General features: G+C 64.4%; 22 protein-coding genes. 19 read left to right on the plus strand and 3 right to left on the minus strand.

Features of this window, described 5'->3' with window-relative positions; genetic code table 11:
* Positions 1 to 4: 4 nt before the first annotated feature.
* The 13 genes from nusA (at position 5) to pnp (ending at position 13047) form a co-directional block, all read left to right on the plus strand.
* Entirely contained in the window at positions 5 to 1654 is a 1650-nt protein-coding gene (gene nusA, locus H0274_RS13985) for a transcription termination factor NusA (protein WP_226796103.1), read from the plus strand.
* Positions 1635 to 2396: a DUF448 domain-containing protein gene (locus H0274_RS13990; RefSeq protein ID WP_226796104.1), complete on the plus strand. Its 762-nt coding sequence runs from the start codon at positions 1635 to 1637 to the stop codon at positions 2394 to 2396. The genes nusA and H0274_RS13990 overlap by 20 nt, the downstream gene beginning before the upstream one ends.
* 48 nt (positions 2397 to 2444) lie before the next feature.
* Positions 2445 to 5150: a translation initiation factor IF-2 gene (gene infB / locus H0274_RS13995; protein ID WP_226796105.1), complete on the plus strand. Its 2706-nt coding sequence runs from the start codon at positions 2445 to 2447 to the stop codon at positions 5148 to 5150.
* 127 nt (positions 5151 to 5277) lie between these two features.
* Positions 5278 to 5817, plus strand: a complete 540-nt coding sequence (locus H0274_RS14000) for a DUF1697 domain-containing protein (RefSeq protein ID WP_226796106.1) — start codon at positions 5278 to 5280, stop codon at positions 5815 to 5817.
* Positions 5817 to 6212: a 30S ribosome-binding factor RbfA gene (rbfA, locus tag H0274_RS14005; RefSeq protein ID WP_226796107.1), complete on the plus strand. Its 396-nt coding sequence runs from the start codon at positions 5817 to 5819 to the stop codon at positions 6210 to 6212. The genes H0274_RS14000 and rbfA overlap by 1 nt, the downstream gene beginning before the upstream one ends.
* 69 nt (positions 6213 to 6281) lie before the next feature.
* Complete coding sequence (locus H0274_RS14010) at positions 6282 to 6860, plus strand: thymidine kinase (protein WP_226796108.1); 579 nt, start codon at positions 6282 to 6284, stop codon at positions 6858 to 6860.
* Positions 6857 to 7408 carry a GNAT family N-acetyltransferase gene (locus H0274_RS14015; protein ID WP_226796109.1) on the plus strand — a complete coding sequence of 184 codons (552 nt, stop codon included), beginning with the start codon at positions 6857 to 6859 and terminating at the stop codon, positions 7406 to 7408. Before H0274_RS14010 ends, H0274_RS14015 begins: the two co-directional genes overlap by 4 nt.
* Positions 7409 to 7444: 36 nt before the next feature.
* Positions 7445 to 8131, plus strand: a complete 687-nt coding sequence (locus H0274_RS14020; protein ID WP_226796110.1) for a site-2 protease family protein — start codon at positions 7445 to 7447, stop codon at positions 8129 to 8131.
* 94 nt (positions 8132 to 8225) lie between these two features.
* A complete protein-coding gene (locus tag H0274_RS14025; RefSeq protein ID WP_226796111.1) occupies positions 8226 to 8648 on the plus strand; it encodes a hypothetical protein in 423 nt (140 codons plus the stop codon).
* Between the two features lie 69 nt (positions 8649 to 8717).
* Positions 8718 to 9224, plus strand: coding sequence for a DUF2239 family protein (locus H0274_RS14030; RefSeq protein WP_226796112.1), 507 nt, complete (start codon positions 8718 to 8720; stop codon positions 9222 to 9224).
* On the plus strand, positions 9221 to 10237 hold the full coding sequence (truB, locus tag H0274_RS14035; RefSeq protein WP_226796113.1) for a tRNA pseudouridine(55) synthase TruB: 1017 nt from the start codon (positions 9221 to 9223) through the stop codon (positions 10235 to 10237). The genes H0274_RS14030 and truB overlap by 4 nt, the downstream gene beginning before the upstream one ends.
* A 21-nt stretch (positions 10238 to 10258) precedes the next feature.
* Positions 10259 to 10528, plus strand: coding sequence for a 30S ribosomal protein S15 (rpsO, locus tag H0274_RS14040; protein WP_054532360.1), 270 nt, complete (start codon positions 10259 to 10261; stop codon positions 10526 to 10528).
* 206 nt (positions 10529 to 10734) lie between these two features.
* Positions 10735 to 13047 (plus strand): polyribonucleotide nucleotidyltransferase, encoded by a 2313-nt coding sequence (gene pnp / locus H0274_RS14045; protein WP_226796114.1) that lies wholly within the window; start codon positions 10735 to 10737, stop codon positions 13045 to 13047.
* A gap of 203 nt (positions 13048 to 13250) precedes the next feature.
* Here pnp and H0274_RS14050 read toward each other — a convergent pair whose 3' ends face one another.
* Both H0274_RS14050 and H0274_RS14055 read right to left on the minus strand, forming a co-directional pair.
* Entirely contained in the window at positions 13251 to 13925 is a 675-nt protein-coding gene (locus H0274_RS14050; RefSeq protein ID WP_226796115.1) for a class I SAM-dependent methyltransferase, read from the minus strand.
* Positions 13909 to 15147: a BtaA family protein gene (locus tag H0274_RS14055; RefSeq protein WP_226796116.1), complete on the minus strand. Its 1239-nt coding sequence runs from the start codon at positions 15145 to 15147 to the stop codon at positions 13909 to 13911. Before H0274_RS14055 ends, H0274_RS14050 begins: the two co-directional genes overlap by 17 nt.
* Positions 15148 to 15344: 197 nt before the next feature.
* Here H0274_RS14055 and H0274_RS14060 point away from each other — a divergent pair, with 197 nt between their 5' ends.
* From H0274_RS14060 to H0274_RS14080, 5 genes are all read left to right on the plus strand, one after another.
* Entirely contained in the window at positions 15345 to 17492 is a 2148-nt protein-coding gene (locus H0274_RS14060; RefSeq protein ID WP_226796117.1) for a hypothetical protein, read from the plus strand.
* Positions 17493 to 17517: 25 nt separating this feature from the next.
* Positions 17518 to 18216, plus strand: a complete 699-nt coding sequence (locus H0274_RS14065; RefSeq protein ID WP_226796118.1) for a DUF3142 domain-containing protein — start codon at positions 17518 to 17520, stop codon at positions 18214 to 18216.
* Positions 18217 to 18294: 78 nt separating this feature from the next.
* On the plus strand, positions 18295 to 19167 hold the full coding sequence (locus H0274_RS14070; protein ID WP_226796119.1) for an SDR family NAD(P)-dependent oxidoreductase: 873 nt from the start codon (positions 18295 to 18297) through the stop codon (positions 19165 to 19167).
* Positions 19168 to 19268: 101 nt separating this feature from the next.
* Positions 19269 to 20216 carry an SDR family oxidoreductase gene (locus H0274_RS14075; RefSeq protein WP_226796120.1) on the plus strand — a complete coding sequence of 316 codons (948 nt, stop codon included), beginning with the start codon at positions 19269 to 19271 and terminating at the stop codon, positions 20214 to 20216.
* Positions 20217 to 20241: 25 nt separating this feature from the next.
* Positions 20242 to 20688 carry a VOC family protein gene (locus tag H0274_RS14080; protein ID WP_226796121.1) on the plus strand — a complete coding sequence of 149 codons (447 nt, stop codon included), beginning with the start codon at positions 20242 to 20244 and terminating at the stop codon, positions 20686 to 20688.
* A gap of 743 nt (positions 20689 to 21431) precedes the next feature.
* Here H0274_RS14080 and H0274_RS14085 read toward each other — a convergent pair.
* A complete protein-coding gene (locus tag H0274_RS14085; protein WP_226796122.1) occupies positions 21432 to 22151 on the minus strand; it encodes a GcrA family cell cycle regulator in 720 nt (239 codons plus the stop codon).
* Between the two features lie 87 nt (positions 22152 to 22238).
* On the opposite strand from H0274_RS14085, the gene H0274_RS14090 reads away from it, so the two are divergent.
* Entirely contained in the window at positions 22239 to 23117 is an 879-nt protein-coding gene (locus H0274_RS14090; RefSeq protein WP_226796123.1) for an ABC transporter permease, read from the plus strand.
* Position 23118 lies beyond the last annotated feature (1 nt).

Below are 23118 nucleotides of genomic sequence, written 5' to 3' on the forward strand. Positions count from 1 at the left end.
ACAAATGGCCAGTGCGATTTCCGCCAACAAGGCAGAGCTGCTCGCGATTGCGAACTCCGTTGCCAGCGAGAAGATGATCGACAAGGCGATCGTCATCGAGGCAATGGAAGAGGCGATCCAGAAGGCTGCCCGTGCCCGTTACGGCGCCGAGAACGATATCCGCGCGAAGCTCGATCCCAAGACCGGCGACCTGCGCCTGTGGCGCGTCGTGGAAGTGGTCGAGGAAGTGGAGGACTACTTCAAGCAGGTCGATCTCAAGCAGGCCCAGAAGCTCGACAAGAATGCCGGCCTGGGCGACTTCATCGTCGATCCGCTGCCGCCGGTCGATCTTGGCCGTATCGACGCTCAGTCCGCCAAGCAGGTGATCTTCCAGAAGGTCCGCGATGCCGAGCGTGAGCGCCAGTACGACGAGTTCAAGGATCGCGCGGGTGAAGTCATCACCGGCGTGATCAAGTCGGTCGAATTCGGCCATGTGATCGTCAATCTCGGCCGCGCCGAAGGCGTGATCCGCCGCGATCAGCAGATCCCGCGCGAAGCCGCCCGCGTGGGCGAGCGTGTTCGCGCGCTGATCCTGAAGGTGGAACGCAACAATCGCGGTCCGCAGATTTTCCTGTCCCGCGCGCATCCTGAGTTCATGAAGAAGCTCTTCGCGCAGGAAGTGCCCGAGATCTACGACAACATCATCGAGATCAAGGCTGCTGCTCGCGATCCGGGCAGCCGCGCCAAGATCGGCGTGATCAGCCGCGACAGCAGCATCGACCCGGTCGGCGCCTGCGTCGGCATGAAGGGCAGCCGCGTTCAGGCCGTGGTGCAGGAACTGCAGGGCGAGAAGATCGATATCATCCCCTGGAGCGAGGATACCGCCACTTTCGTGGTCAACGCCCTCCAGCCCGCCACCGTCAGCCGCGTGGTGATCGACGAGGAAGAAAGCCGCATCGAAGTGGTGGTGCCCGATGACCAGCTCTCGCTGGCGATCGGCCGCCGCGGCCAGAACGTGCGCCTCGCCAGCCAGCTGACCGGCAGCCAGATCGACATCATGACCGAGGCCGAGGCTTCGGAGAAGCGCCAGAAGGAATTCGCCGAGCGCTCCAAGATGTTCGAGGAAGAACTCGACGTCGACGAAACCCTGTCGCAGCTCCTGGTGGCCGAAGGCTTCGCCGAGCTGGAAGAAGTCGCCTATGTCGGCGTGGACGAGCTGGCCAGCATCGAAGGTTTCGACGAGGAACTGGCCGAAGAACTCCAGAACCGCGCCAAGGAAGCGCTCGAACGCCAGGAAGAGGCTGCCCGTCAGGAACGCCGCGCCCTGGGTGTGGAAGATGCGCTGGCCGAGATTCCCAACCTCACCGAAGCGATGCTGGTCACGCTCGGCAAGGCAGGGATCAAGACGCTGGACGATCTGGCCGATCTCGCGACGGACGAACTCATCGCCAAGAAGCGCAACGAGCCGCGTCGTCGTGGCGATGGCCCGCAGGCGCGCCGCAATGCCCGGACCGAGGACAAGGCGGGCGTACTCGGCGAATATGGCCTGACCGAAGAGCAGGGCAACGAAATCATCATGGCGGCCCGCGCCCATTGGTTTGAAGATGAAGAACCGGCAGCTGCTGCCGGGGCCGACAATTCTGGGGAGGCCGCCGATGCGGACACCCCGCAATGAGCCGCTAGGGTCCGACATTTCCGCCCCTCGCCCGCCGCGCAACCGCGCGGCCGGGAGTGAGGAGGCGTCTCCCGAGCGCAAGTGCGTGATCACCGGGAGCAACGGTTCCCGTGAGGAATTGTTGCGTCTGGCGATCTCGCCTGACGGAGACGTCCTGCCCGATGCTCTGGCGCGTGCGCCGGGGCGGGGGGCATGGATCGGGGTGAGTCGCGCCCAGCTGGAAGAGGCAATTGCCTCGGGCAAGCTGCGCGGCGCACTGGCTCGTGCCTTCAAGGGCGCGAAGCTGACCATACCGGAAAATCTCGGCGCGCTGGCGCAGGATGCGCTGACACGCGCATTTCTTCAGCGCCTCGGCCTCGAAATGCGGGCCGGAAAACTTATATTGGGGTCAGACCGCATCGCGCAGCAGGCGCGGAGCGGTGCTGTCGCCTGGCTTGGCCATGCGGCCGATGCCAGCGATGATGGCTGCCGGAAGCTGGATCAGGCTTTCCGTGTAGGCATGGATGCGGAAGGGTCGGGCCTGGTTGGCGAACGCTTGCCACTGGACCGCGCGGCTCTGTCTGTGGCATTGGGCCGCGAGAATGTCGTCCATCTGGCGCTGGCTGACCATGGGTCGGCCGAAAGGGTCGCAATTCCCTTGCGGCGCCTGATGCGCTTCACAGGGGCATATCCAGCGGCTGAGAACATTTCCCCGGAAGGGGCGACGGACGGCGCCGCGCATGATGCCGTTACAGTCGGCTAGGCCCTGCGCGGGCGACGAACAGAGAATACGAAGGATAGATTGAGGCGTATGAGCGATACCGACAACAAACCGACGCTGGGCCGTAAGCCGCTGGGGCTGAAGCGTTCGGTCGAAGCGGGCGAGGTCAAGCAGACCTTCAGCCACGGCCGCACCAACAAGGTGGTCGTGGAAGTGAAGCGTCGCAAGATCGTGAAGCCCGGCCAGGCACCGGAGGCTGCGGCCCCGGCGCCCGCTCCTGCGCCTGAAGCGGCACCGGCGCCGGTTGCCCAGGCGGCCCCGCCGCCCGCCCCGCCCCGCCCCGCCGTCTCGACCGAGACTCGCCTGGAACAGCAGGAACGCCTGCTGCGCGAGGCCGAGGAAGCTCGTCTGGCCGCGCTGGAAGAGGCCAATCGCCGCGAACAGGAAGAACGCTTGCGCGCGATCGAGGAAGAAAAGCGCCGCGCCGAGGAAAACCGCAAGGCCGAGGAAGAAGCCGCCCGCGCCGCCGAAGAGCCGGCGCCGACGCCGGAACCCGCGCCCCAGGCATCCGAGCCCGTGGTGGAGGAAGCTCCCGCCGCGCCCGAAGCACCGGCTGCTGCGCCTGCGGCCGAGGCTCCTGCCGCGCCGGCTGCTCCTGCTGTCCGCACGGCAGCGCCCGCACCTGCTCCGCGCATGTTTACGCCGGTTGTCCGGCCTGAACCCAAGCGCCCCGAAAAGCCCGCGGCCGCGCCCAAGACCGAGGCAAAGCCCGCCGAGAAGTCCGACAACAAGCCCGAGAAGAAGCGCGAGGACAGTAAGAAGCCCGTCGCTCGTGGCGGCGGTCGTGACGATCGTGGCGGCGGCAGCGGTGGTGGCGGCGCCAATGCGATCGACCGGCGCCGTGGCGGCAAGCTGACCGTCAATCGCGCACTCAATGAGGATGAAGGCGCGCGCGCCCGCTCGCTCGCCGCGCTCAAGCGTGCGCGTGAGAAGGAACGCCGTGCCCACTTCTCCGGCCAGTCCCAGCAGCGTGACAAGCAGGTCCGCGATGTGGTGGTGCCGGAAGCCATCACGGTGCAGGAACTCGCCAACCGCATGGCCGAAAAGGGTGCGGATCTGGTGAAGGCCCTGTTCAAGATGGGCATGATGGTGACCGTCAACCAGACGATCGACCAGGATACGGCGGAACTGCTCGTCACTGAATTCGGCCACAATTTGCAGCGCGTTTCGGAAAGCGATGTCGATATCGATACGTCGGAAGACGTGGATGCCGAAGGCACGCTGAAGCCGCGTCCGCCGGTGGTCACGATCATGGGCCACGTCGATCACGGCAAGACCAGCCTGCTCGATGCGCTGCGCGGTACCGATGTGGTGCGGGGCGAGGCCGGTGGCATCACCCAGCATATCGGCGCCTATCAGATCACCACCAAGGGAGGCGACAAGATCACCTTCCTCGATACGCCGGGCCACTCCGCCTTCACGGAAATGCGCGCGCGCGGTGCGAATGTCACCGATATTGTGGTGCTGGTGGTGGCCGCCGATGACGGCATCATGCCGCAGACGATCGAGGCCATCAATCACACCAAGGCCGCCGGCGTGCCGATGATCGTGGCGATCAACAAGTGCGACAAGCCGGAAGCCAATCCGCAGCGCATCCGCGAACGCCTGCTCGAACACGAAGTCGTCGTGGAAGAGATGAGCGGCGACGTGCAGGACGTGGAAGTTTCGGCCAAGAGCAAGATGGGCCTCGACGATCTGATCGAGAAGATCATGCTCCAGGCTGAACTGCTTGAACTGAAGGCCAATCCGGATCGCGAAGCGGAAGCCACCGTGATCGAAGCCAAGCTGGACAAGGGCCGTGGCCCGGTGGCCACCGTGCTGATCAATCGCGGCACGCTGAAGACCGGCGATGTCTTCGTGGTCGGCACCGAAAGCGGCCGTGTCCGCGCGATGATCGACGACAAGGGCCGCCAGATCAAGGAAGCGCCGCCTTCGCTGCCGGTGGAGGTCCTCGGCCTCGCTGGCGTGCCGATGGCGGGCGACAAGCTCACCGTGGTCGAAAACGAACAGCGCGCCCGCGAAGTTTCCAACTACCGCAAGGAAAAGGCGACCGAGAAGCGCACTGCCATCGCGCCTGCCAGCCTCGACACCATGTTCTCCGCCCTGAAGGACAAGGAGAATGTGATCGAGTTCCCGCTGGTGGTGAAGGCCGACGTGCAGGGCAGCGTGGAAGCGATCAACAACGCGCTCCACAATCTGTCGAATGACGAGATCAAGGTCCGCATCCTGCATTCGGGCGTGGGCGCGATCACCGAGAGCGACGTGACGCTGGCTTCGGCCTCCGGCGCGCCGATCATCGGCTTCAACGTCCGCCCGAACGCCAAGGCGCGCGAACTGATCGACCGCAACAAGACCCGGATGATGTATTACGACGTCATCTATCACCTGACCGAGGAAATCGCGAAGGAGATGGCGGGCGAACTGGGGCCGCTGCGGATCGAAAACGTCATGGGCCGCGCCGAGGTCAAGCAGGTGTTCCCCGCGGGCAAGAAGGACAAGGCCGCCGGCCTCCTCGTGCTCGAAGGCATCATCCGCAAGGGCTTCCACGCGCGTCTTACCCGCAACGATGTCATCGTTTCCAAGACGGTCATCGCCTCGCTGCGGCGCTTCAAGGAAGACGTGGACGAAGTCCGCGCAGGCCTGGAATGCGGTGTGGTGTTGCAGGACACGAACGACATCAAGGCGGGCGACATGCTCGAAGTGTTCGAAATCGAGGAACGCGAACGGGTATTGTGACGCGCGGCGTTCAGGAAGTGAGCTAAGAGCCAGGCAAGACGCATAGAGATGTGCGGTCCATGCCTGGCTCTCACTTCCGGCGCTTTGCCGAACGTCCCGGTGTTTCTTTTATCGTGGCTGGAAATTGATGAACCGCTACGTCGCCTTGCTTGGGAACATCCATGTCGGTGGTGACCGGCTGACGATGGAAGACCTGCGCAAGGCGCTGGAGTGGGAAGATTTCGAGGATGTGGAAACGGTGGTTGCCAGCGGCAATGTGCTGTTTTCGCATGAGGAACGCCCGTCGGCAGGGCTGGCGGAAAAGCTGGCCTATGTCGTGCGCGATGCTTTCCAGATCGATACTTTCGCCGTGGTGATGAACCGGGCGGAACTGGCGGCCACGCTGGCGGAAAATCCCTTTGCGGAAACGGGTGAGGACAAGCAGGTTCATGTCCATTTCCTCGAACGTCAACCGGAGCCGGAAGCTGTCGCCAGGCTGATCGCCGACTATGCGACGCGCGGGCCGGAACGCATTGCTGCGGGCCACCGGGCGTTGCATGTAGATTACGTCAATGGCGCGGGCGTCACGAAGCTGAGCGGGGATTTCATTGCCCGGCGTCTCGGCTGCCGCCACACCGCGCGCAACATCCGCTCGATCCGGCGGATAATCGAGATTATGGAACGCTGATGGCCCGCAATGCTGCAACCGGTGAAGAGAAGTCCGTTCGCCTGCTGAAAGTGGGCGAACGCGTGCGCCATATCCTGTCGGAACTGCTTACCCGGCAGGAAGTGCATGACGATACGCTTTCGGCCCATTCCGTTTCGGTCACCGAAGTGCGGATGACGCCGGATCTGCGCAACGCCACGGTCTATGTGAAGCCGCTGCTGGGCGAGGATGAGGATGCAGTGATCAAGGCCTTGCGCCAGAACACTGCCTTCTTCCAGCGCGAAGTGGCCAAGCGCCTCGGCCTGAAATTCGCCGCGAAGCTGCAGTTTCGCGGGGATGAGAGCTTTGACGAGGCGGACCGGATCGAGCGCCTGCTGAACGATCCGCGCGTGGCGCGCGATCTCGACGAGGATTGAGCGCGGTTTTCAACCTGAAGTGACGGTCAGGGCTTCGACAGGCTGGGGCAGAGCGGTTATCTGCCGGGCATGGCCAAGCTCTATTTCTACTACGCCAGCATGAATGCGGGGAAGTCCTCCACCCTGCTGCAGGCGGAATTCAATTATCGCGAGCGGGGCATGGCCACCATGCTGTGGACCGCTGCACTGGATACGCGGCCGCAGGGCAAGCCGATCGCCAGCCGCATCGGGCTGGAAGCGGCTGCCCATCTGTTCGACGCGGAAACCGATCTGTGGACGCAGGTGAGTGCCGTGCCCGAGGCGCGCGATCTGGCCTGCGTGTTGATCGACGAGGCGCAGTTCCTGACGAAAGAGCAGGTCTGGCAATGCGCCCGGCTGGCTGATGAGGCAAATATTCCCGTGCTTTGCTATGGCCTGCGCACCGATTTCCGGGGCGAGCTGTTTCCCGGTTCTGCCGCGCTGCTGGGCATTGCCGATGCACTGATCGAGCTGAAAGCCGTCTGCCACTGTGGCCGCAAGGCGACGATGAATCTGCGCGTGGATGAAGCGGGCGGGGCGGTGACGGACGGCGCACAGACCGAGATCGGCGGGAACGAGCGTTATGTCGCCTTGTGCCGCCGCCATTTCTCCGAGGCGATCCAGTCATGAGCGACGGGCTTTACGTTCCACTGAGCGAAGGCGATTTGCGGCTTGAGCCGCTGGCAGAGCATCATCGCGAGGGGCTGCGCGCGGCGACCCAGGCCGATAGCGAGATCTGGGCGATCTACCCCACCAATTATGCGGGCGAGGCATTCGACCGGCAGTTCGACATCCTGCTGGCCGCGCCGCCGCAGCGCCGGGTCTATGCGATCACGGTCGCCGGGCAGGTCGCGGGGATGACCGGATGGATCGAACGGGGCGCGCCGGGCTGGGCGGTGGAGATTGGCAACAGCTTCATCGCGCCCGCGCTGCGCGGCACGGGGCTCAATACAAGCATCAAGCGGCTGATGCTGGGCCACGCTTTTGCCCAAGGGCTCGGTCGGGTGGAATTTCGCGTGGACGTTCGCAATGCCCGCTCGCAGGCGGCCGTGCTCAAGCTGGGCGCGCAGAGGGAAGGCGTGTTGCGGGCGGAGCGGGTCACCTGGACCGGCCATGTGCGCGATACGGCGGTATTTTCGATCCTTGCGCAGGAATGGGCGGAAAGCTCCCGGCAATAGCTTGGCCTTTGCCCGGCGGCCCCCTATCTCCCCGGCATGAGTGATACTCTCCTTTCCGCGCTGGTGCTGATCCCGGCGCTGATCTTCGCCATCGTTTTTCACGAAGTCTCCCATGGCTGGAGCGCGCTCGCTCTGGGCGACACTACCGCGCGGGACATGCGCCGGCTCAGCCTCAATCCCATCCGTCATGTCGATCCCCTCGGCACAGTCATTCTGCCGGGCGCACTGGCATTGCTGGGTGCGCCGGTATTCGGCTGGGCCAAGCCGGTTCCGGTGAACGCCCGGCGGCTGCGCAATCCGCGCTATGGCATGATGGCCGTGGCGGCGGCCGGGCCTGCCAGCAATCTGGTGCTGGCCGCAATTGCCGCTGTGGGGCTCGGCCTGCTCGGGCGCGGGTTGCAGGCCCAGCCCGAAGGGGCGCTGGCTCTGGCGATGATGGGGCTCAACTATTTCATCCTGATCAACATCTTCCTGGCCCTGTTCAACCTGCTGCCGATCCCGCCCTTTGACGGATCGCATATTGTGGAGGGGCTGCTGCCGCGCGATGCTGCGCGGGCCTATGCCAAATTGCGCCCGCTGGGCCTGCCGCTGGTATTCCTGCTGTTGCTGGTGCTGCCCAGCCTGATCCCGGGTTTCGACCTTATCGGGCGCTTCCTTACTCCCGTGGTGATGCGCGCGCAGGATTTCTATTACAGCATTGCCGCCTGGGCGGCGGGGGGCTGACCGGGCAGGAATGAGGCCATATTCCTCGCATCCTTGACACCGTTCGTCGCGCTCCCGACATTGAGGGCGAGAGGGAGATTGAAAGGAAGTCGAGATGAAGCTTTCGTTCGTGTTTCCGGCCCTTGCCGCGCTTGCCGTGGCGTCCTCGCCCGCGCTGGCTCAGGATAATCCCGGCGCAGCCCAATCCACGGAAAAGCCTGCCGAGGCCTATATTGCCTTCGCCAATCATGGCGGGGTGCGCGATTGGCGCGCCGATGGCCGCGACGTGGTCTATTTTCAGGATGCCCATCGCCAATGGTACAAGGCCGAGCTTTTCGCCCCCTCTCCTGAACTGCCCTATACGTTTTTCATCGGGCTCGACACTGGCGGGATGGACAGGCTCGATCGCTGGAGCAACCTTTATATCTCCGGACAGCGTTATCCGTTGAAGTCCTTCGTCAAGATCGACGGGCAGCCTCCCAAGAAGGCAAAGAAGGGCAAGAAGCCCGAAGCCGAGGCTAAGGCGGCGGTCGATTGATATTTACCCGGATAATATATTGACAATTTAATCCGGGTAAATAAAGGTGGCGGCGATAGGAGTCGCCGCATGGACGTGACCGTTTTTCTCAAGGGCGAGCCCATCGCCCGTGGCCCTGCCGAAGACATGGCTGAACGCCTCAAGGGCATCGAACCGCTGGAGCGGGCGAATGACCTTCTGGCGTTCGACGATGAAACCGGGCGCCAGATCGATCTCGATCTGCGTTCGGCGGACCAGCGCCCGCGCGGCCGCCCCTCGCTGGGGGTGAAGGCGCGGGAAGTCACGCTGCTGCCGCGCCATTGGGATTGGCTGAGCGCCCAGCGCGGCGGTGCCTCTGCTACCTTGCGGCGGCTGGTGGACGCGGCGCGGGCCCAGGCCAAGACGCCGGAGCAGTGCCACGATGCCGCCTATCGCTTCCTCAGCGCCATGGCGGGCGATCTGCCGAAATTCGAGGATGCCGTGCGCGAGATCTATGCGGGCAATCCGGTGGGATACGATCATTTCACGCATGGTTGGCCTGAGGGAATCCGCGCCCATGGCCGCACGCTGGCCTTCCAGGAAGGCGCCGCGCAATGAGCGTCCATGGCTGGATCATTCTCGACAAGCCGGTCGGGCTTGGCTCGACCCAGGCAGTGGGGGCCGTGAAGCGCAATCTGCGCGAGGCTGGCTATGGCAAGGTGAAGGTGGGCCATGGCGGCACGCTCGATCCGCTGGCCGAAGGCGTGCTGCCCATCGCGCTGGGCGAGGCGACCAAGCTGTGCGGGCGGATGCTGGACGCCAGCAAGATCTACGATTTCACGATCCGCTTCGGGGAACAGACGGACACGCTGGATGCGGAAGGGCAAGTGATCGCCACGAGCGATGCGCGGCCCGTCCTGGCCCAGCTGGAGGCGGTGTTGCCCCGCTTCACTGGCCCGATCGAGCAGGTGCCGCCGGCCTATTCGGCGCTAAAAGTGGACGGCAAGCGCGCATATGACCTCGCCCGGGCGGGGGAAGAGGTGGAACTGAAGGTGCGGGCGGTGACGGTTTATGCCCTCTCGATCCTCCCCGAAACGGGGAGGGGGACCATGCAGAGCATGGTGGAGGGGCAGGTGCCGGATGGTGCTTCGCTGTCCGGTTCAGCCCCGTCGCAGGTGCCCCTCCACCGTCCTTCGGACGGTCCCCCTCCCCGTGCCGGGGAGGATCTGGCCGAAATCACCCTGACCGCCCATGTCTCCAAGGGCACCTATATTCGCAGCCTCGCGCGTGATATATCATTGGCGCTCGGCACGGTCGGCCATGTCACCATGCTGCGCCGGGTCAAGGCCGGGCCGTTCACGTTAGATCAGGCGATTTCGCTGGACAAACTGAACGAAATCGGCAAGGGCGCGCGCCTTGAAGACGTAATCCTGCCGCTTGAGGCGGGGCTGGACGACATCCCGGCCCTCGATCTCTCTCCGGAGGCGGCAGTGGCGGTCCGACAGGGCCGTGTCCTCACCGGAATGCCCCAAGGTGACGGGTTGTACTGGGCAAGGGCGGGAGAAAGTCCCGTCGCTCTGGTCGAACTCGAAGCCGGGACGGCGAAGGTCGTCAGGGGTTTCAACCTTTAGAGATGTCGCGGAGCAAATGTTATGTCGGTAACTGCCGAAAAGAAGACTGAGATCATCCAGGGCAATGCCCGCGTCGAGGGCGACACCGGTTCCCCCGAAGTGCAGGTCGCGATCCTCACCGAGCGTATCCGCAACCTGACCGAGCACTTCAAGGCGCACCACAAGGACAACCACTCGCGCCGCGGCCTGCTGATGATGGTCAACAAGCGCCGCAGCCTGCTCGCCTATCTCAAGAAGAAGGATGTCGAGCGGTATAACTCGCTGATCCAGAAGCTGGGTCTGCGTAAGTAAGAGTTTCTCAAGGGCGGCTCCTCGGGGCCGCCCTTTCGCTTTATATGGGTTCTGCCCTTGCGGGGCCCATCAAGGGATGAGGTTTCCTTCGCAATTCGGCGAAGGGGCCTGGGGCAGTGAAAAGGCCCCATACCGGACCGGGACGGCTTACCCGGTAGCAGAGGCCCCGCGCCGCAATAGGGCCGCGCGGGACATAAGGAAAATACATGTTCGACGTGAAAACCGTATCGCTGGAGTGGGGCGGAAAGACCCTCACTCTGGAAACCGGCCGCATTGCGCGCCAGGCCAATGGCGCCGTTCTGGCCACCTATGGCGAAACCGTGGTGCTGTGCGCCGTGACCGCCGCCAAGAGCGTGAAGGAAGGGCAGGACTTCTTCCCCCTTACCGTTCACTATCAGGAAAAGTTCTCTTCCGCCGGCCGTATCCCGGGCGGCTTCTTCAAGCGTGAACGTGGCGCGACGGAAAAGGAAACGCTGGTTTCCCGCCTGATCGACCGCCCCGTGCGTCCGCTGTTCCCTGAAGGTTTCTACAACGAAATCAACGTGATCTGCCAGGTCATGTCCTATGACGGCGAAAGCGAGCCCGACATCGTTGCGATGATCGCCGCTTCTGCCGCCCTGACGATCTCCGGCGTGCCCTTCATGGGCCCGATCGGCGCGGCTCGCGTCGGTTTCAAGGATGGCGAGTATCAGCTCAACCCGTCCCTGTCGGAAGCTGCCGAAGGTCGCCTCGATCTCGTCGTCGCCGGCACGCAGGACGCGGTGATGATGGTCGAATCCGAAGCCAAGGAATTGACCGAAGACGAAATGCTGGGCGCAGTGATGTTTGCCCACGCCGAATCGCAGAAGGTCATCAAGGCGATCATCGACCTGGCCGAAAAGGCCGCGAAGGAACCCTGGGAAGTCGATCTTTCGGACAATACTTCCGAAATGAAGGCGAAGCTCAAGGATCTGATCGGCGCCGATATCGCCGCAGCCTACAAGCTGACCGACAAGTCTGCCCGTTCCAACGCCCTGAACGAAGCCCGCGCCAAGGCGAAGGCTGCGTTTGCGGATGAAACCCCGCAGACCCAGATGGTCGCCAACAAGACCATGAAGAAGCTGGAAGCCGAAATCGTGCGTACCGCCATCCTCAAGGATGGCCAGCGCATCGACGGGCGCACCACCACGCAGGTCCGCCCGATCGAGAGCATGGTAGGCTTCCTGCCGCGCACCCATGGTTCGGCGCTGTTCACGCGCGGTGAAACGCAGGCCATCTGCACCACCACGCTGGGCACCAAGGACAGCGAGCAGATGATCGACGGGCTTGGCGGCCTGTCCTACGAAAGCTTCATGCTGCACTATAACTTCCCGCCCTATTCGGTCGGTGAAGTGGGCCGCTTCGGCGCGCCGGGCCGCCGCGAAGTGGGCCATGGCAAGCTGGCATGGCGTGCGCTGCACCCCGTGCTGCCTTCCAAGGAAGACTTTCCCTACACGATCCGCGTCCTGTCGGACATCACCGAGTCCAACGGTTCGTCCTCCATGGCGACTGTCTGCGGTGGCTGTCTGTCGATGATGGATGCCGGCGTTCCCATCGAACGTCCGGTTTCCGGCATCGCCATGGGCCTGATCCTGGAAGGTGACGAATTCGCCGTGCTGTCCGACATCCTGGGTGACGAAGATCACCTGGGCGACATGGACTTCAAGGTGGCCGGCACTGAAGCGGGCATCACCTCGCTCCAGATGGACATCAAGATCGCGGGCATCACCGAAGAGATCATGAAGCAGGCCCTCGCTCAGGCGAAGGAAGGCCGCGCGCATATCCTGGGTGAAATGACCCGTGCGCTTGGTTCGGCCCGCACCGAGCTTTCAGCCCATGCCCCGCGCATCGAGACCATGCAGATCGACAAGTCGAAGATCCGCGAAGTCATCGGCACCGGCGGCAAGGTGATCCGCGAGATCGTGGCCGAAACCGGCGCCAAGGTGGACATTGACGATGAAGGCCTGATCAAGATCTCGTCTTCGGACCTCAACCAGATCGAAGCCGCCAAGAAGTGGATTCTCGGCATCGTCGAGGAAGCGGAAGTCGGCAAGATCTACAAGGGCAAGGTCGTCAACATCGTCGACTTCGGCGCCTTCGTGAACTTCATGGGTGGCAAGGACGGCCTCGTCCACGTCAGCGAAATGAAGAACGAGCGCGTGGAAAAGCCGACCGACGTCGTTTCGGAAGGCCAGGAAGTCTACGTCAAGGTTCTCGAGATCGATCCGCGCGGCAAGGTTCGCCTGTCGATGCGCGTCGTCGATCAGGAAACCGGCGCGGAACTGGAAGACACCCGTCCTCCGCGCGAACCCCGCGAGCCGCGTGGCGACCGGGGCGATCGTGGCGGTGACCGCCGTGGCCCGCGCCGCGACGGTGGCCGCGATGGTGGCCGTGGCGGCGAACGGGGCGGCCGTGACCGCGACCGTGGCCCGCGCCGCGAGCGTGACGGCGAAGGTGGCGGTAACCCCGACCACATGCCGGCTTTCCTCAAGGACGACTAAGGTCTATACCTTAGCTCAAGTTCGCTTGAGGTATGAGATTCAGGGCCGCGGGGGCAACCTCGCGGCCCTTTTTCTTTGGTGGGTGCAACACCTTACCTTCGTCATTCCCGCGCAGGCGGGAATCCAGATCGACGGTCGCTTCTGGGTTCCCGCCTGCGCGGGAATGACGAAAGTGGTGTAAGGCGAAACTGCTGCTGAGCCCCTCAGCTGCGGCTCAGCACCAAGGCACGGGCATAGTCGCGATAGAGCGAACTCGTCTCGCAGGCCAGGCCATGCTCGGCCGCCAGCCTCTCGCAATAGCCGAACAGATCTGCGCGCGGGCTCACATGGAAGCGCGCAAGCCAGGCCTTGAGCAGGCGGGCGAACCAGCGTGGGAGCGCCTCCTGCTGGCCGAAATCGACCACATGGATCTGCCCGCCCGGCGCCAGCAGGGTGCAGGCATGGGCCAAGGCTTCCTGCCAGGGCGGGATCATCGAGAGCGTGTAGGAAAAGACGATGCGGTCAAACTGCGCCTGGGCCAGCAGGGCAAGGGCATCGAAATGCGCCGCATCGCCCTGCGCGAGAGTGCAGCGGCCCGACAAATGGCGGCGAGCCAGCGTTTTCTCCGCCGATTTCAGCATCTCGGCCGAAATATCGATCCCGTAAAAGCGCGCCTCGGGATAGCGCCGGGCGGCCAGCGCCATGTTGCGCGCCGTGCCGCAGCCCACTTCCAGCACCAGTCCGCCCTTCGGCACGTCCAGCCCCGCGATCAACCGATCCCGCCCCAGCAGGTAATATTTGCGAGTCAGATCGTAGATGTGCCGCTGGAAAGCATAGATTGCGTCCATCCGCGCCGCATGGGGGTGGGCGGAGGAGGCGGCCTCAGTCGCGGCGGACATAGAGATGCGTCCCGCCATAGATGCTGGAGCGATCCTGTGCGGTCAGCTGGGCCGAGCGTTCCTGGCGATAGTCCCACATGTCGAGCAGGCTCTGCGCCAGCCTGCCGGGTAGCAGGGAGGGCTCGTCCGCCGTGCGGAACAGCACCCGTGCGCCGGGGGCGGCAGTGCGGCTGATCTGGCTCCACAGATCGTTGAGCTGGCGGTCGGTCATCCAGTCCTGCGCGTCGAGCAGCAGGAAACGGTCCACGCTCTGTGCTTCCTGCTGCTGGAGATAATCGGTCATGTTTGCCTGAATCACCTCCAGCCGCCCGATCCTCTCGCGCAAGGCGTTGTAATGCCTCTCCTGCAGATAGGGTGGCAGGCTGGCCTCGGGCGATTTCTCATAGCCGCGGCCAAAGGCCTGCCAGGCGAAGTAATTTTCCGCGAAGGGGAAGTCGCAGGCGAGCTTTTCCAGCCTTTCGCGCAGGACATCGGCCATGCTGCGTCCGGCGGCCAGCTTGTCATATTGCGCGGGTGGAATGCCGAGGCCGAAAAGCGAGGCCGGGTGGTTGGTCAGCAGCTTGATCAGCGGCTTGTCGAAGAGGGGCACCATCTGCGCCTCGAAATGGGCGCGCTGAGCCTCCACGCCGCCCGCCTGCAATATGTCGCGCGGGTTCATGCCGTGCAGCCGGGCGAGGAAGTGGGCAAGGCCGATGAAATTGCCCAGCAGGCCATAGCGATAGGCGCCGCGCGCGAAGATGGAGATGCGCCTGCGGCCCAGCAGATCGCGCCCTTCCCAATAGGCGCGCGAGCGCTTGTCGAGGTGGGGCGCGATATACTGGCGATAGGCCGCCACATTGTCCTTCGCATCGGCATCGCCAAAGAAGCGTCGGAAATGGGCATAATCGGGCAGGTGCGTGGCCGCCGCACGCTTGAGATTGCCCAGCGCGACATGGGCGGAATTGAGATCGACGGCCGTCACTTGCGCCGGATCGGCCGTGAGATAGCTCAGCGCGTTGCAGCCGCCGCTGGAGATGGTGACAATCCGCTGCCCCTCGCGCAGTTCCAGCCCGGCCATATCCGCCACGGGATCTTCCCAGATCTGCGGATAGACGAGGCCGCGAAAGGCGAAGGCAAAGGCCCGTTCCAGCAGAGCCGTGCCATTGATCCCCTTGGTGCTGACGGCGGCCCCGTGGATCAGCTTGCCGCCGGCCGGGGCATCGAGAGAGGCTTGGGTAGTCATGATGTCATGTCCTGCCTGCGGAAGCCCTGTGCGGCTTCCGGGGTTCGGATGACGCCCATATGAGCGTTGAATGACGCCGCCGCGACGGATGCGTTACAGTTTCGCGGATTTCCACAGGCCACGGGCAGGGCTTCGGGCTTGCAAGACTCAGGCGGGCGCGGGAGAAGGCTGGCAGGCTTGCATAAAGGATGGATGTGATGCGGATGGGGCGGCTGGCTGGGGCGCTGGGCCTTGCGCTGGGTGCATGGGCTGCCGGGCCCGCCGGGGCGAGCAGCGATTTCGGCTGTTCGCCCGGCTGGACGCTGGACCGGAACGGGTTCGATTGCAGCAGTTCGGCCGCGATGGGGCCCGGCAACGATACGCGGGTGAACCTGGCGCTGTTGCTGCGTGACCGGGCCGGGCTGGCCAGCAGGCCGGGCAATTATCCCGTGATGGAATGGGATTATGGCTTCGGGCGCAATTACTTCGATTGGCATCTGTTCAGCCAGGCATCCTATCCTGCACGGCCGGAGCAGGACGCCGATGATTATTACGGGTCGCGCTGCATCAGCCTGAAGGGCGGCGATACCGCTTTTGCCGCAGCCCTTGCCGCCAATGCGAAACTGCCCGGCGCGGAGCGGGAGGCCCTGCTGGCCGCGCGGGCTCAGCTGGCGCCCATCTGCATGGCCTTCGGCGCATCCTATTGGTTGAGCGACGGGAAGGAACGCAGCGCGCCCACGCCCGCCTGGCCGGTGAATGTGGCCAGCAAGCCGGGCATGGATTTCGCCGCTTATCTCGCGGCCTCGGCGGCATTCTATGGCGAGGACTGGAACGCGGCGCGCAGTGGCTTTGCGGGGCTGGCCAAGGCAGGCGACCCGTGGGTGCGGGAAACGGCGCGCTATATGCAGGCGCGGGTGGAGCTTAATGCAGCCCAGGCCCGGGCCTTTGACGAATGGGGCTTCTTCGGCGGGACGGAAAAGACCGATCAGGATGCCGCCCGCCGCGCGGGGCAGGCGCTGGTCGATTATCTCAAGGCCTATCCCAAGGGCGCCTATGCCGCTTCGGCCAAGGGGTTGCAGCGCCGTGTGCTGTGGCTGGGCGGCGATCTGGCGGGGCTGTCAGACGCCTATGAGGCGCTGCTCGGCGCAACCCTGCCGGGCAGTCCGGCCGAGGCGTTGCTGATCGAGGAAGTGGACAACAAGCTCCTCCTCGCCACGGGTGCGGAAAGCGCCATCGATACGCCGCTGCTGCTTGCCACCTATGATCTGATGCGGATGCGCAGTTCGGGCGACGAAGGGGAGGTCGCCTTCGACTATGGCGCGAAGCCTATCGACGAGGCGGAACTGGCCGCGCAGGAGCAGATCTTCAAGGGCCGGGAGGATCTCTATCAGTTCCTGCGGGCGACCTGGTCCTTCTATATCGGCGGCAATGCGCAGGACGTGCTGGCGCGGATTCCCGATGCCAGCGCCACTACCGCGCATTCCGCGCTGGATTTCAGCCGCCAGATGTTGCGCGGGCAGGCACTGGCGGCCTTGCGCGATCCGGGCGAGGAAGCCTTCTGGCGCCGCCTGATCCCCGGATCGAGTGGGCTTTACCAGCGCCCCGCTGCCGAATTGGGCCTGGCGCTCCACTGGCAGCAGGCGGGCAAGGCGGAGAAGATCTTCGGCGCGGATTCCCCCGTTTCCGAAACCATGATCCGCAAGATACTGATCGCGCGCACCGTCGGCCCGGACATCCTGCGGCGCGAAGCGGGCAATGCGGCGCGGCCCGATGCAGAGCGCCAGCTGGCCCTGTTCACCCTGCTCTACAAGCAGCTTTCGCGCGGCTTCTATGGCGGGTTCCTGAAGGATCTGCCGCTCGTTCCCGCCGGGGCGGATACCGAGGCGGGCCTGTGGTGGCTGGAAACGGGGCAGACGATCCCGGTGGGCCTGTTCACCGCAGGGCGCTTCAGCGATGGCTATACCTGCCCGAAGCTGGGCCAGACGGTGGCGTTGCTGGCCAAGAATGCGCGCGATGTGAAGGGCCGCCTGTGCCTGGGCGATTTCTACCGCCTCAACGGCTTTGACGATTTCAGCCTCTATTCCGACGCGGAAAGGGCAGGCGCGCTGGGCAGCGGCAAGGAAGCGTTCTCCGGCACGCCGATTGCGCGCGGCACATTCTATCGCTCGATCATGGCCGATCCCGGCGCGGCCCCGGCAGACAAGGCCTATGCCCTCTATCGCGCGGTGCGCTGCTATGCCCCGTCCGGCATCAATGGCTGCGGGGACGAGAATGTCCCCATCGAACAGCGCAGGGCGTGGTTCCAGACGCTGAAACAGCAATATGGCAATACGCGCTGGGCCAGGGGGCTGGAATATTACTGGTAGGCGGCGCCTCGCAGCTCTTGCGGCCATGCTGCTGCTGGGGGCCTGCGGGCAGGGCGCGCCTGAAACGGGGCGCGTCAGCGCGGCTGGGCACGATGCCTTCTTCCTCTGGGCCGGAGTGAAGCCGCCGCTGGTGCTGGACACAGCGAAGGTGGTTTACGTTCTGGCCGGGGAAGTGCGCGCGGGCGAAAATTCCCGCTTCGTGCCCCTGCGCCCGCAGCCGCCGCGCGCTGGCCATGCCGATGTCTGGCTGGTGCTGCGGGTGGAGCGGATCGACTGGACGCCGCAGGTCACCGCCCAGTTGCTGCGCGAGATCGCGCGGTGGCAGGCGGCAGGTGCCAATCTGCGCGGCGTTCAAGTCGATTTCGATTCGGCCACCCTGCATCTCGATCGCTACGCCGATTTCCTCCAGAAGCTGCGGGCCGATTTGCCGGGCGGCATGCGCCTGTCCATCACCGGGCTGATGGACTGGAGCGCCCATGGCGATCCCGCGGCACTCGCCCGGCTGGGCACTATCGTGGATGAGATCGTGGTGCAGACCTATCAGGGGCGCACCACCATTCCCGGCTATGAAAGCTACATCGCCTCGCTCTCCCGCCTGTGCCTGCCCTACAAGGTGGCGCTGGTGGATGGCGGGGAATGGCGTGCGCCGCGCGGCCTGGCCAGCGATCCGCATTTCAAGGGCTATGTCGTGTTCCTGCTGCCTGAGAGGGGCCGCCCCGGCTGATGCCGATTTCGCTGGCGGCCATGGACGCTGCGCTGATGCTCTGGCAAATCTTTCGCCAGTACATACCGGGAGTTTGAGATGCCGATTCAGTCGTTCGAAGGGAAAATTGCGTTCATTACCGGAGGGGCGAGCGGGATCGGGCTCGGCATCTCGAAGGTGCTGGTGGAACGCGGCGCGCAGGTGGTTCTGGCCGATCTGCGGCAGGACCATATCGATCATGCGCTGGCCGAATTCGCGGGCGGGGGCAGGTCCAATGCCGTCTCCGCGCTCCAGCTCGATGTCACCAATCGCGAGCAATATCGCGAGGCTGCAAAGAAGATGCTCGATGAGTTCGGCGGGATCGACATTCTGGTGAACAATGCCGGGGTGGGCCTGGAAGGGCCATTGCTGGAGGCGACCTATGCCGATTACGATTTCGGCTTCGGCGTGAATGTCGGGGGCGTCATCAACGGCTTTACCGAATTCCTGCCGCAGATGGTGGCCCATGGCCGGGGCGGGCATATCGTTTCCACCGCCAGCCTGGCCGCCGAAGTGGTGATGCCGCCGCAAATGGCGATCTATGCCGCCAGCAAGGCCGCGGTGTGCCATTTCTGCGAATCCGCCAAGGGCGAACTGGCCCAGCACGATATCGGCGTTTCCATCCTGCTGCCCGGCCCGGTGAAGTCCAACATCCACGAAACGATCGACAATCGGCCCGCGCATCTGCGCGAAGGTAGCGGCTTTACGGCCAGCGAGAAGAAGCTCGCCCGCCGGATCGTGGGCGATAACTGGATGGAGCCGGTGGATGTCGGCCATCTGGTGGCTGACGGCATCCTCAACAACACGACCTATCTCGTCACTCACGGCATGTACAAGGATGCAATGCGCGCCCGTGCCCAGGCCGTGCTCGACGCCACGCCCGACCGGATGGAAGTGGTCGACAGCTTCGGGAACTACCGGGACGAAGAATAACGCGATTGTGTGATCCCCGGCGAAAGCCGGGGGCCAGTCGGGAACGGCTGGGTCCCTGCCTGCGCAGGGACTCACTGGAATTCGCAGAGGAGAGGAACAACATGCAGGAACTGACAGGCAAGGTGGCCTTCATCACCGGCGGGGCGAACGGGATCGGTTTCGGCATGGTCCGCGCCTTCCTGGCCGAGGGAATGAAAGTGGTGGTGGCCGACTGGAGCACTGCCCATATCGAGAAGGCGAAGGCCGCGCTCAAAGGCAATAACGCCGCCCATTTCATCCGCACCGACGTAGCCGACCGCGCGAATTTGAAAGCCGCCGTGGACGAGGCGCTGGCCACTTTCGGCAAGATCCACGTGCTGTGCAACAATGCCGGGATCAATGGCGGCGGCACGGCCGACGATCCCGATTTCAGCGATTTCGACAAGGTGATGGCCGTCAATCTGGGCGGGGTCATCAATGGCAGCAAGATCGTGGTGCCGATCATCAAGGCTCAGGGGGAGGGCGGCCATGTGGTCTGCACATCCTCCATGGCAGGCGTGGTGCCGCTGCCGGGCCTTGCAGCTTATTCCGCCTCCAAATATGCCGTGCGCGGCTATGCGGAGAGCCTGCGGATGCAGCTTGCCCCGCTGGGCATCGGCGTTTCCTGCCTGTTTCCCGGCGCTACCCGCACCGGCATGCTCCACCCGCCGGAGGACGAGCCCGAAACCGATTTCCACGAAGATGAGGCCGGCGATTTCCAGAAGGCCCTGTGGGAAGCTGCCCGCGTGGCGATCGACCCGCTGGATACGGGCCGCGCGGTGGCGCAGGCCATCAGGGAAAACCGCTTCTACATCTTCACCAATCGCGAATTCCTGGACGAAGTGAAGCAGCGCAATCGCGAGATGGAAGAGGCATTCCCGCTGGAAGAGGCGCCCGCAGGCCGGGCCCTGTTCGAGACCATGCGGGCCGAGCTTGCCCGCAACCTGCTGGCCACCGGCAACCGCCCTGTTGTAAAAGCGGACACAGGGGGCGGCGTAGGGTTTGAATTCAACACGACCGAACGGAACTAAGACAGGCTAATCGGGGGAGCAGGCGATGCGGAAGAAAGCATTCATTCCAACGGCAATGGCGCTTCTCGCCTCTCCCACCCTTGCTCAGGCCCAGCCGGCGCCGCTGGTCTATTTCCACATCGCCGGGCCGGACCTTGCCAAGCAGCGCGCCTTTTATGCCGGGATGTTCGGCTGGACCATCGGTGAAGATGGCAGCCTGACCATTCCGGGCCAGCCGGAAATGAGCGGCATGCTGCAAGTGGAACCGCCCAATCTCGGCCCCGAAACCGGCAGCGCCCTCTATTTCGGCGTGGCGGACGTTAGCGCGGCTCAGACAAAGGCCATGGAACTGGGCGGGAAGATCGTCTTCCCCCGGCTGGAAGTGCCCGGCGTGGTCGTGCTGGGCATGATCACCGATCCGGCGGGTAACCGCGTTGGACTGATCGAATGGCAGGATGGCAAGGCGGTGGTGCCTGCGGTTGCGGGGAAATAGGTTGGGCGGGTGAATCCTGGTCTGACGGGGCGGCAGGGTTTAAGTCGAACCTCAGTCTGCTCCGCTTGGAGTGCGCTGCTTGCCCCACTACTCGTCATTCCCGCGAAAGCGGGAACCCAGTGGCAGCAGTTGAACTGGGTTCCCGCTTTCGCGGGAATGACGAACTAAGTAAATACGGTTCTTCATCTTGACAATTATAACCATATTGGCTATATGGCCATCCGCCAGCTACCAACTGGCTCCAGCGGCGGGTCGGGGGCGCTTTGCGCTTCGTTCCTGGTTCCTCCGTTTCCGGGCCGGCGTTTCGGGTGAGCCGGGCAGGTGAGGCGGATAGCAACGCTTCGCTCGCCTTTCACGGAAGCGTCCGCACCTTCTACCGGCACAGGCGCCGGCCCTTTCGCCGAATGTCACGGCAAAGGGCTGCGCGGGTTACGCCGGGGGCGGCTCACGTGCGAGCCCTTCGCTGCCCCCGCATGTGCAGGTCAGGGCCGAGCAGGTGAGTTCTTCGCGGCACGCCACCAGCCATTCGCAGATCAAACCGCGTCACCGGGCTCCCTTGCGGGCGCCCCGACACCGGCCCGGACCCGTCCGACTGGTTTCTTCCCCGGCGTTACTCCGCATTCGCCAGCGGAGGGTGGGGTGTGTCTCTGCCACTGGTCATCCCGCTCAATCCCCCGGACCACATAAAAACAGACCGCCCCGGACGAATCCGGGACGGCCCATTTTTCCAACCTGTGAGTGGCTCAGCGAACCCGCGGGCCGCCGAAGGGCAGCGGCGGGGGCGGGCGGCGCGAGCCGCGCGGCAGCTGGGCCTGATAGGCGCGGCCGCAATGTTCCACGCAATAGGGGAAGCCGGGGTTCACCTTCTCGCCGCAGAAGTGGAAATCGGGTTCGCCCGGATGGCCCATCGGCCAGCGGCACACCTTGTCGTTCAGATCGAGCAGGCTGGTCTTGCCCGCGATTTCCGGGCTCGGCTTGGCGGGCACCAGGCGGCGCGGCGGCGCGGGCGGGATCGGAGCCTGCTGATCGCCCGGGCCCTGGCGCAGGAAGCCACCGGGGCCGACAGACACGATCTTGGGCATCGGCTCGCCCGTGGAGCCCGGCAGGGGCTGGCTGGGAATCGGGGCGTTTGCCGCCGCAGCGGGCGGCTGCTGCCGTTCCACAGAAGCGCGGGGCGCGGCTGGAGCGGGGGTGGCGGGCTTGGCGGCAACCGGCGGCTTCTCGGCCGGGGGTGCCTTTTCCTTCGGCTTTGGAGGCTTGGCTTCCTTCTTGCGGGCGGGGGCCTTCTCGCCATCCTCATTCGCCTTCACGGGCGAAGGGCGTGATTTGAGGCCAAGGCGGTGCGCCTTGCCGATCACCGCATTGCGCGACACGCCGCCGAGTTCCTCGGCGATCTGGCTTGCGGTGGCGCCGCCTTCCCACATCTTGGTCAGTGTGGCGATCCGTTCGTCGGTCCAGCTCATTTCCGCTTTCAATTCCTCAACAAATCATACGCAGGAAGGGCCTCACCAGCCTTGTCAGCGCAAGCGACTGCCGATAGTCGCCCGTAAATGGCCGATCAAGCCCCGACGACATCCGAACAGGCCCGCGCAACGGGCGAAGTGAAGCGGCCTTTCCTGCCGCATGGAACGCCCGTGATCGGCGGATTGAACCGCATCGGGCTGTGGACTCTCTATATGAAGGAGGTCCGCCGTTTTCTCAAGGTCCAGACCCAGGCTGTATGGGCCCCGGCGGTAACTACCCTGCTATTTCTGGTGATCTTCACGGTTGCGATGGGCCGTGGGGGCCGCGAAGTGCTGGGCGTGCCCTTCGCCAGCTTCGTGGCGCCGGGCCTGATCATGATGGGCATGATGCAGAATGCCTTCGCCAATTCCAGCTTCTCGCTGCTGGGCGGCAAGATGCAGGGCACCATCGTCGATTACCTCATGCCGCCCCTTTCCGAAGGGGAACTGATGATCGGCATCGTCGGCGCGGCCATGACCCGCGCAATCATGGTGGGGCTTGCCGTGGCAGTGGCCATGTCCTTCTGGCCCGGCGTCTCGCTCCATGCCGCGCATCCCTGGGCCATCGTCTGGTTCGGCCTGATGGGGGCCATGATGCTGGCCTTCATGGGGCTGCTGACCTCGCTGTGGGCCGACAAGTTCGACCATGCGGCGGCCGTGACCAATTTCGTGATCCAGCCGCTCTCGCTGCTGTCAGGCACGTTCTACGTGATCCACAACCTTGCCCCGGCCTTCCAGGCGGTAAGCCGGGCCAACCCGTTCTTTTACGTGATCTCGGGCTTCCGCTTCGGCTTCCTGGGCGCCAGCGATATTGGCAATACCAATCAGGCCGTGCTGGGCGCGGCAGCGGGGCTGGGCCTGTTCAACCTGATCTTCGGCTATGTCTGCTATCGCGTGCTGAAAAGCGGCTGGAAGCTGAAGAGCTGAT

The sequence above is a fragment of the Fulverythrobacter ferritrahens genome (genome assembly GCF_020539485.1).
Lineage (GTDB): Bacteria > Pseudomonadota > Alphaproteobacteria > Sphingomonadales > Sphingomonadaceae > Andeanibacterium > Andeanibacterium ferritrahens.

What these genes read in the sequence shown, in the direction of transcription:
- H0274_RS14000 (WP_226796106.1), top strand. Translation starts at nt 5,278, where the DNA reads ATGAACCGCTACGTCGCCTTGCTTGGGAACATCCATGTCGGTGGTGAC.
- infB (WP_226796105.1), top strand. Translation starts at nt 2,445, where the DNA reads ATGAGCGATACCGACAACAAACCGACGCTGGGCCGTAAGCCGCTGGGG.
- H0274_RS14015 (WP_226796109.1), top strand. Translation starts at nt 6,857, where the DNA reads ATGAGCGACGGGCTTTACGTTCCACTGAGCGAAGGCGATTTGCGGCTT.
- H0274_RS14030 (WP_226796112.1), top strand. Translation starts at nt 8,718, where the DNA reads ATGGACGTGACCGTTTTTCTCAAGGGCGAGCCCATCGCCCGTGGCCCT.
- H0274_RS14090 (WP_226796123.1), top strand. Translation starts at nt 22,239, where the DNA reads ATGGCCGATCAAGCCCCGACGACATCCGAACAGGCCCGCGCAACGGGC.
- H0274_RS14070 (WP_226796119.1), top strand. Translation starts at nt 18,295, where the DNA reads ATGCCGATTCAGTCGTTCGAAGGGAAAATTGCGTTCATTACCGGAGGG.
- H0274_RS13990 (WP_226796104.1), top strand. Translation starts at nt 1,635, where the DNA reads ATGCGGACACCCCGCAATGAGCCGCTAGGGTCCGACATTTCCGCCCCT.
- pnp (WP_226796114.1), top strand. Translation starts at nt 10,735, where the DNA reads ATGTTCGACGTGAAAACCGTATCGCTGGAGTGGGGCGGAAAGACCCTC.
- H0274_RS14075 (WP_226796120.1), top strand. Translation starts at nt 19,269, where the DNA reads ATGCAGGAACTGACAGGCAAGGTGGCCTTCATCACCGGCGGGGCGAAC.
- nusA (WP_226796103.1), top strand. Translation starts at nt 5, where the DNA reads ATGGCCAGTGCGATTTCCGCCAACAAGGCAGAGCTGCTCGCGATTGCG.
- rpsO (WP_054532360.1), top strand. Translation starts at nt 10,259, where the DNA reads ATGTCGGTAACTGCCGAAAAGAAGACTGAGATCATCCAGGGCAATGCC.
- H0274_RS14055 (WP_226796116.1), bottom strand. Translation starts at nt 15,147, where the DNA reads ATGACTACCCAAGCCTCTCTCGATGCCCCGGCCGGCGGCAAGCTGATC.
- H0274_RS14080 (WP_226796121.1), top strand. Translation starts at nt 20,242, where the DNA reads ATGCGGAAGAAAGCATTCATTCCAACGGCAATGGCGCTTCTCGCCTCT.
- H0274_RS14010 (WP_226796108.1), top strand. Translation starts at nt 6,282, where the DNA reads ATGGCCAAGCTCTATTTCTACTACGCCAGCATGAATGCGGGGAAGTCC.
- H0274_RS14025 (WP_226796111.1), top strand. Translation starts at nt 8,226, where the DNA reads ATGAAGCTTTCGTTCGTGTTTCCGGCCCTTGCCGCGCTTGCCGTGGCG.
- rbfA (WP_226796107.1), top strand. Translation starts at nt 5,817, where the DNA reads ATGGCCCGCAATGCTGCAACCGGTGAAGAGAAGTCCGTTCGCCTGCTG.
- H0274_RS14085 (WP_226796122.1), bottom strand. Translation starts at nt 22,151, where the DNA reads ATGAGCTGGACCGACGAACGGATCGCCACACTGACCAAGATGTGGGAA.
- truB (WP_226796113.1), top strand. Translation starts at nt 9,221, where the DNA reads ATGAGCGTCCATGGCTGGATCATTCTCGACAAGCCGGTCGGGCTTGGC.
- H0274_RS14060 (WP_226796117.1), top strand. Translation starts at nt 15,345, where the DNA reads ATGCGGATGGGGCGGCTGGCTGGGGCGCTGGGCCTTGCGCTGGGTGCA.
- H0274_RS14050 (WP_226796115.1), bottom strand. Translation starts at nt 13,925, where the DNA reads ATGTCCGCCGCGACTGAGGCCGCCTCCTCCGCCCACCCCCATGCGGCG.
- H0274_RS14065 (WP_226796118.1), top strand. Translation starts at nt 17,518, where the DNA reads ATGCTGCTGCTGGGGGCCTGCGGGCAGGGCGCGCCTGAAACGGGGCGC.
- H0274_RS14020 (WP_226796110.1), top strand. Translation starts at nt 7,445, where the DNA reads ATGAGTGATACTCTCCTTTCCGCGCTGGTGCTGATCCCGGCGCTGATC.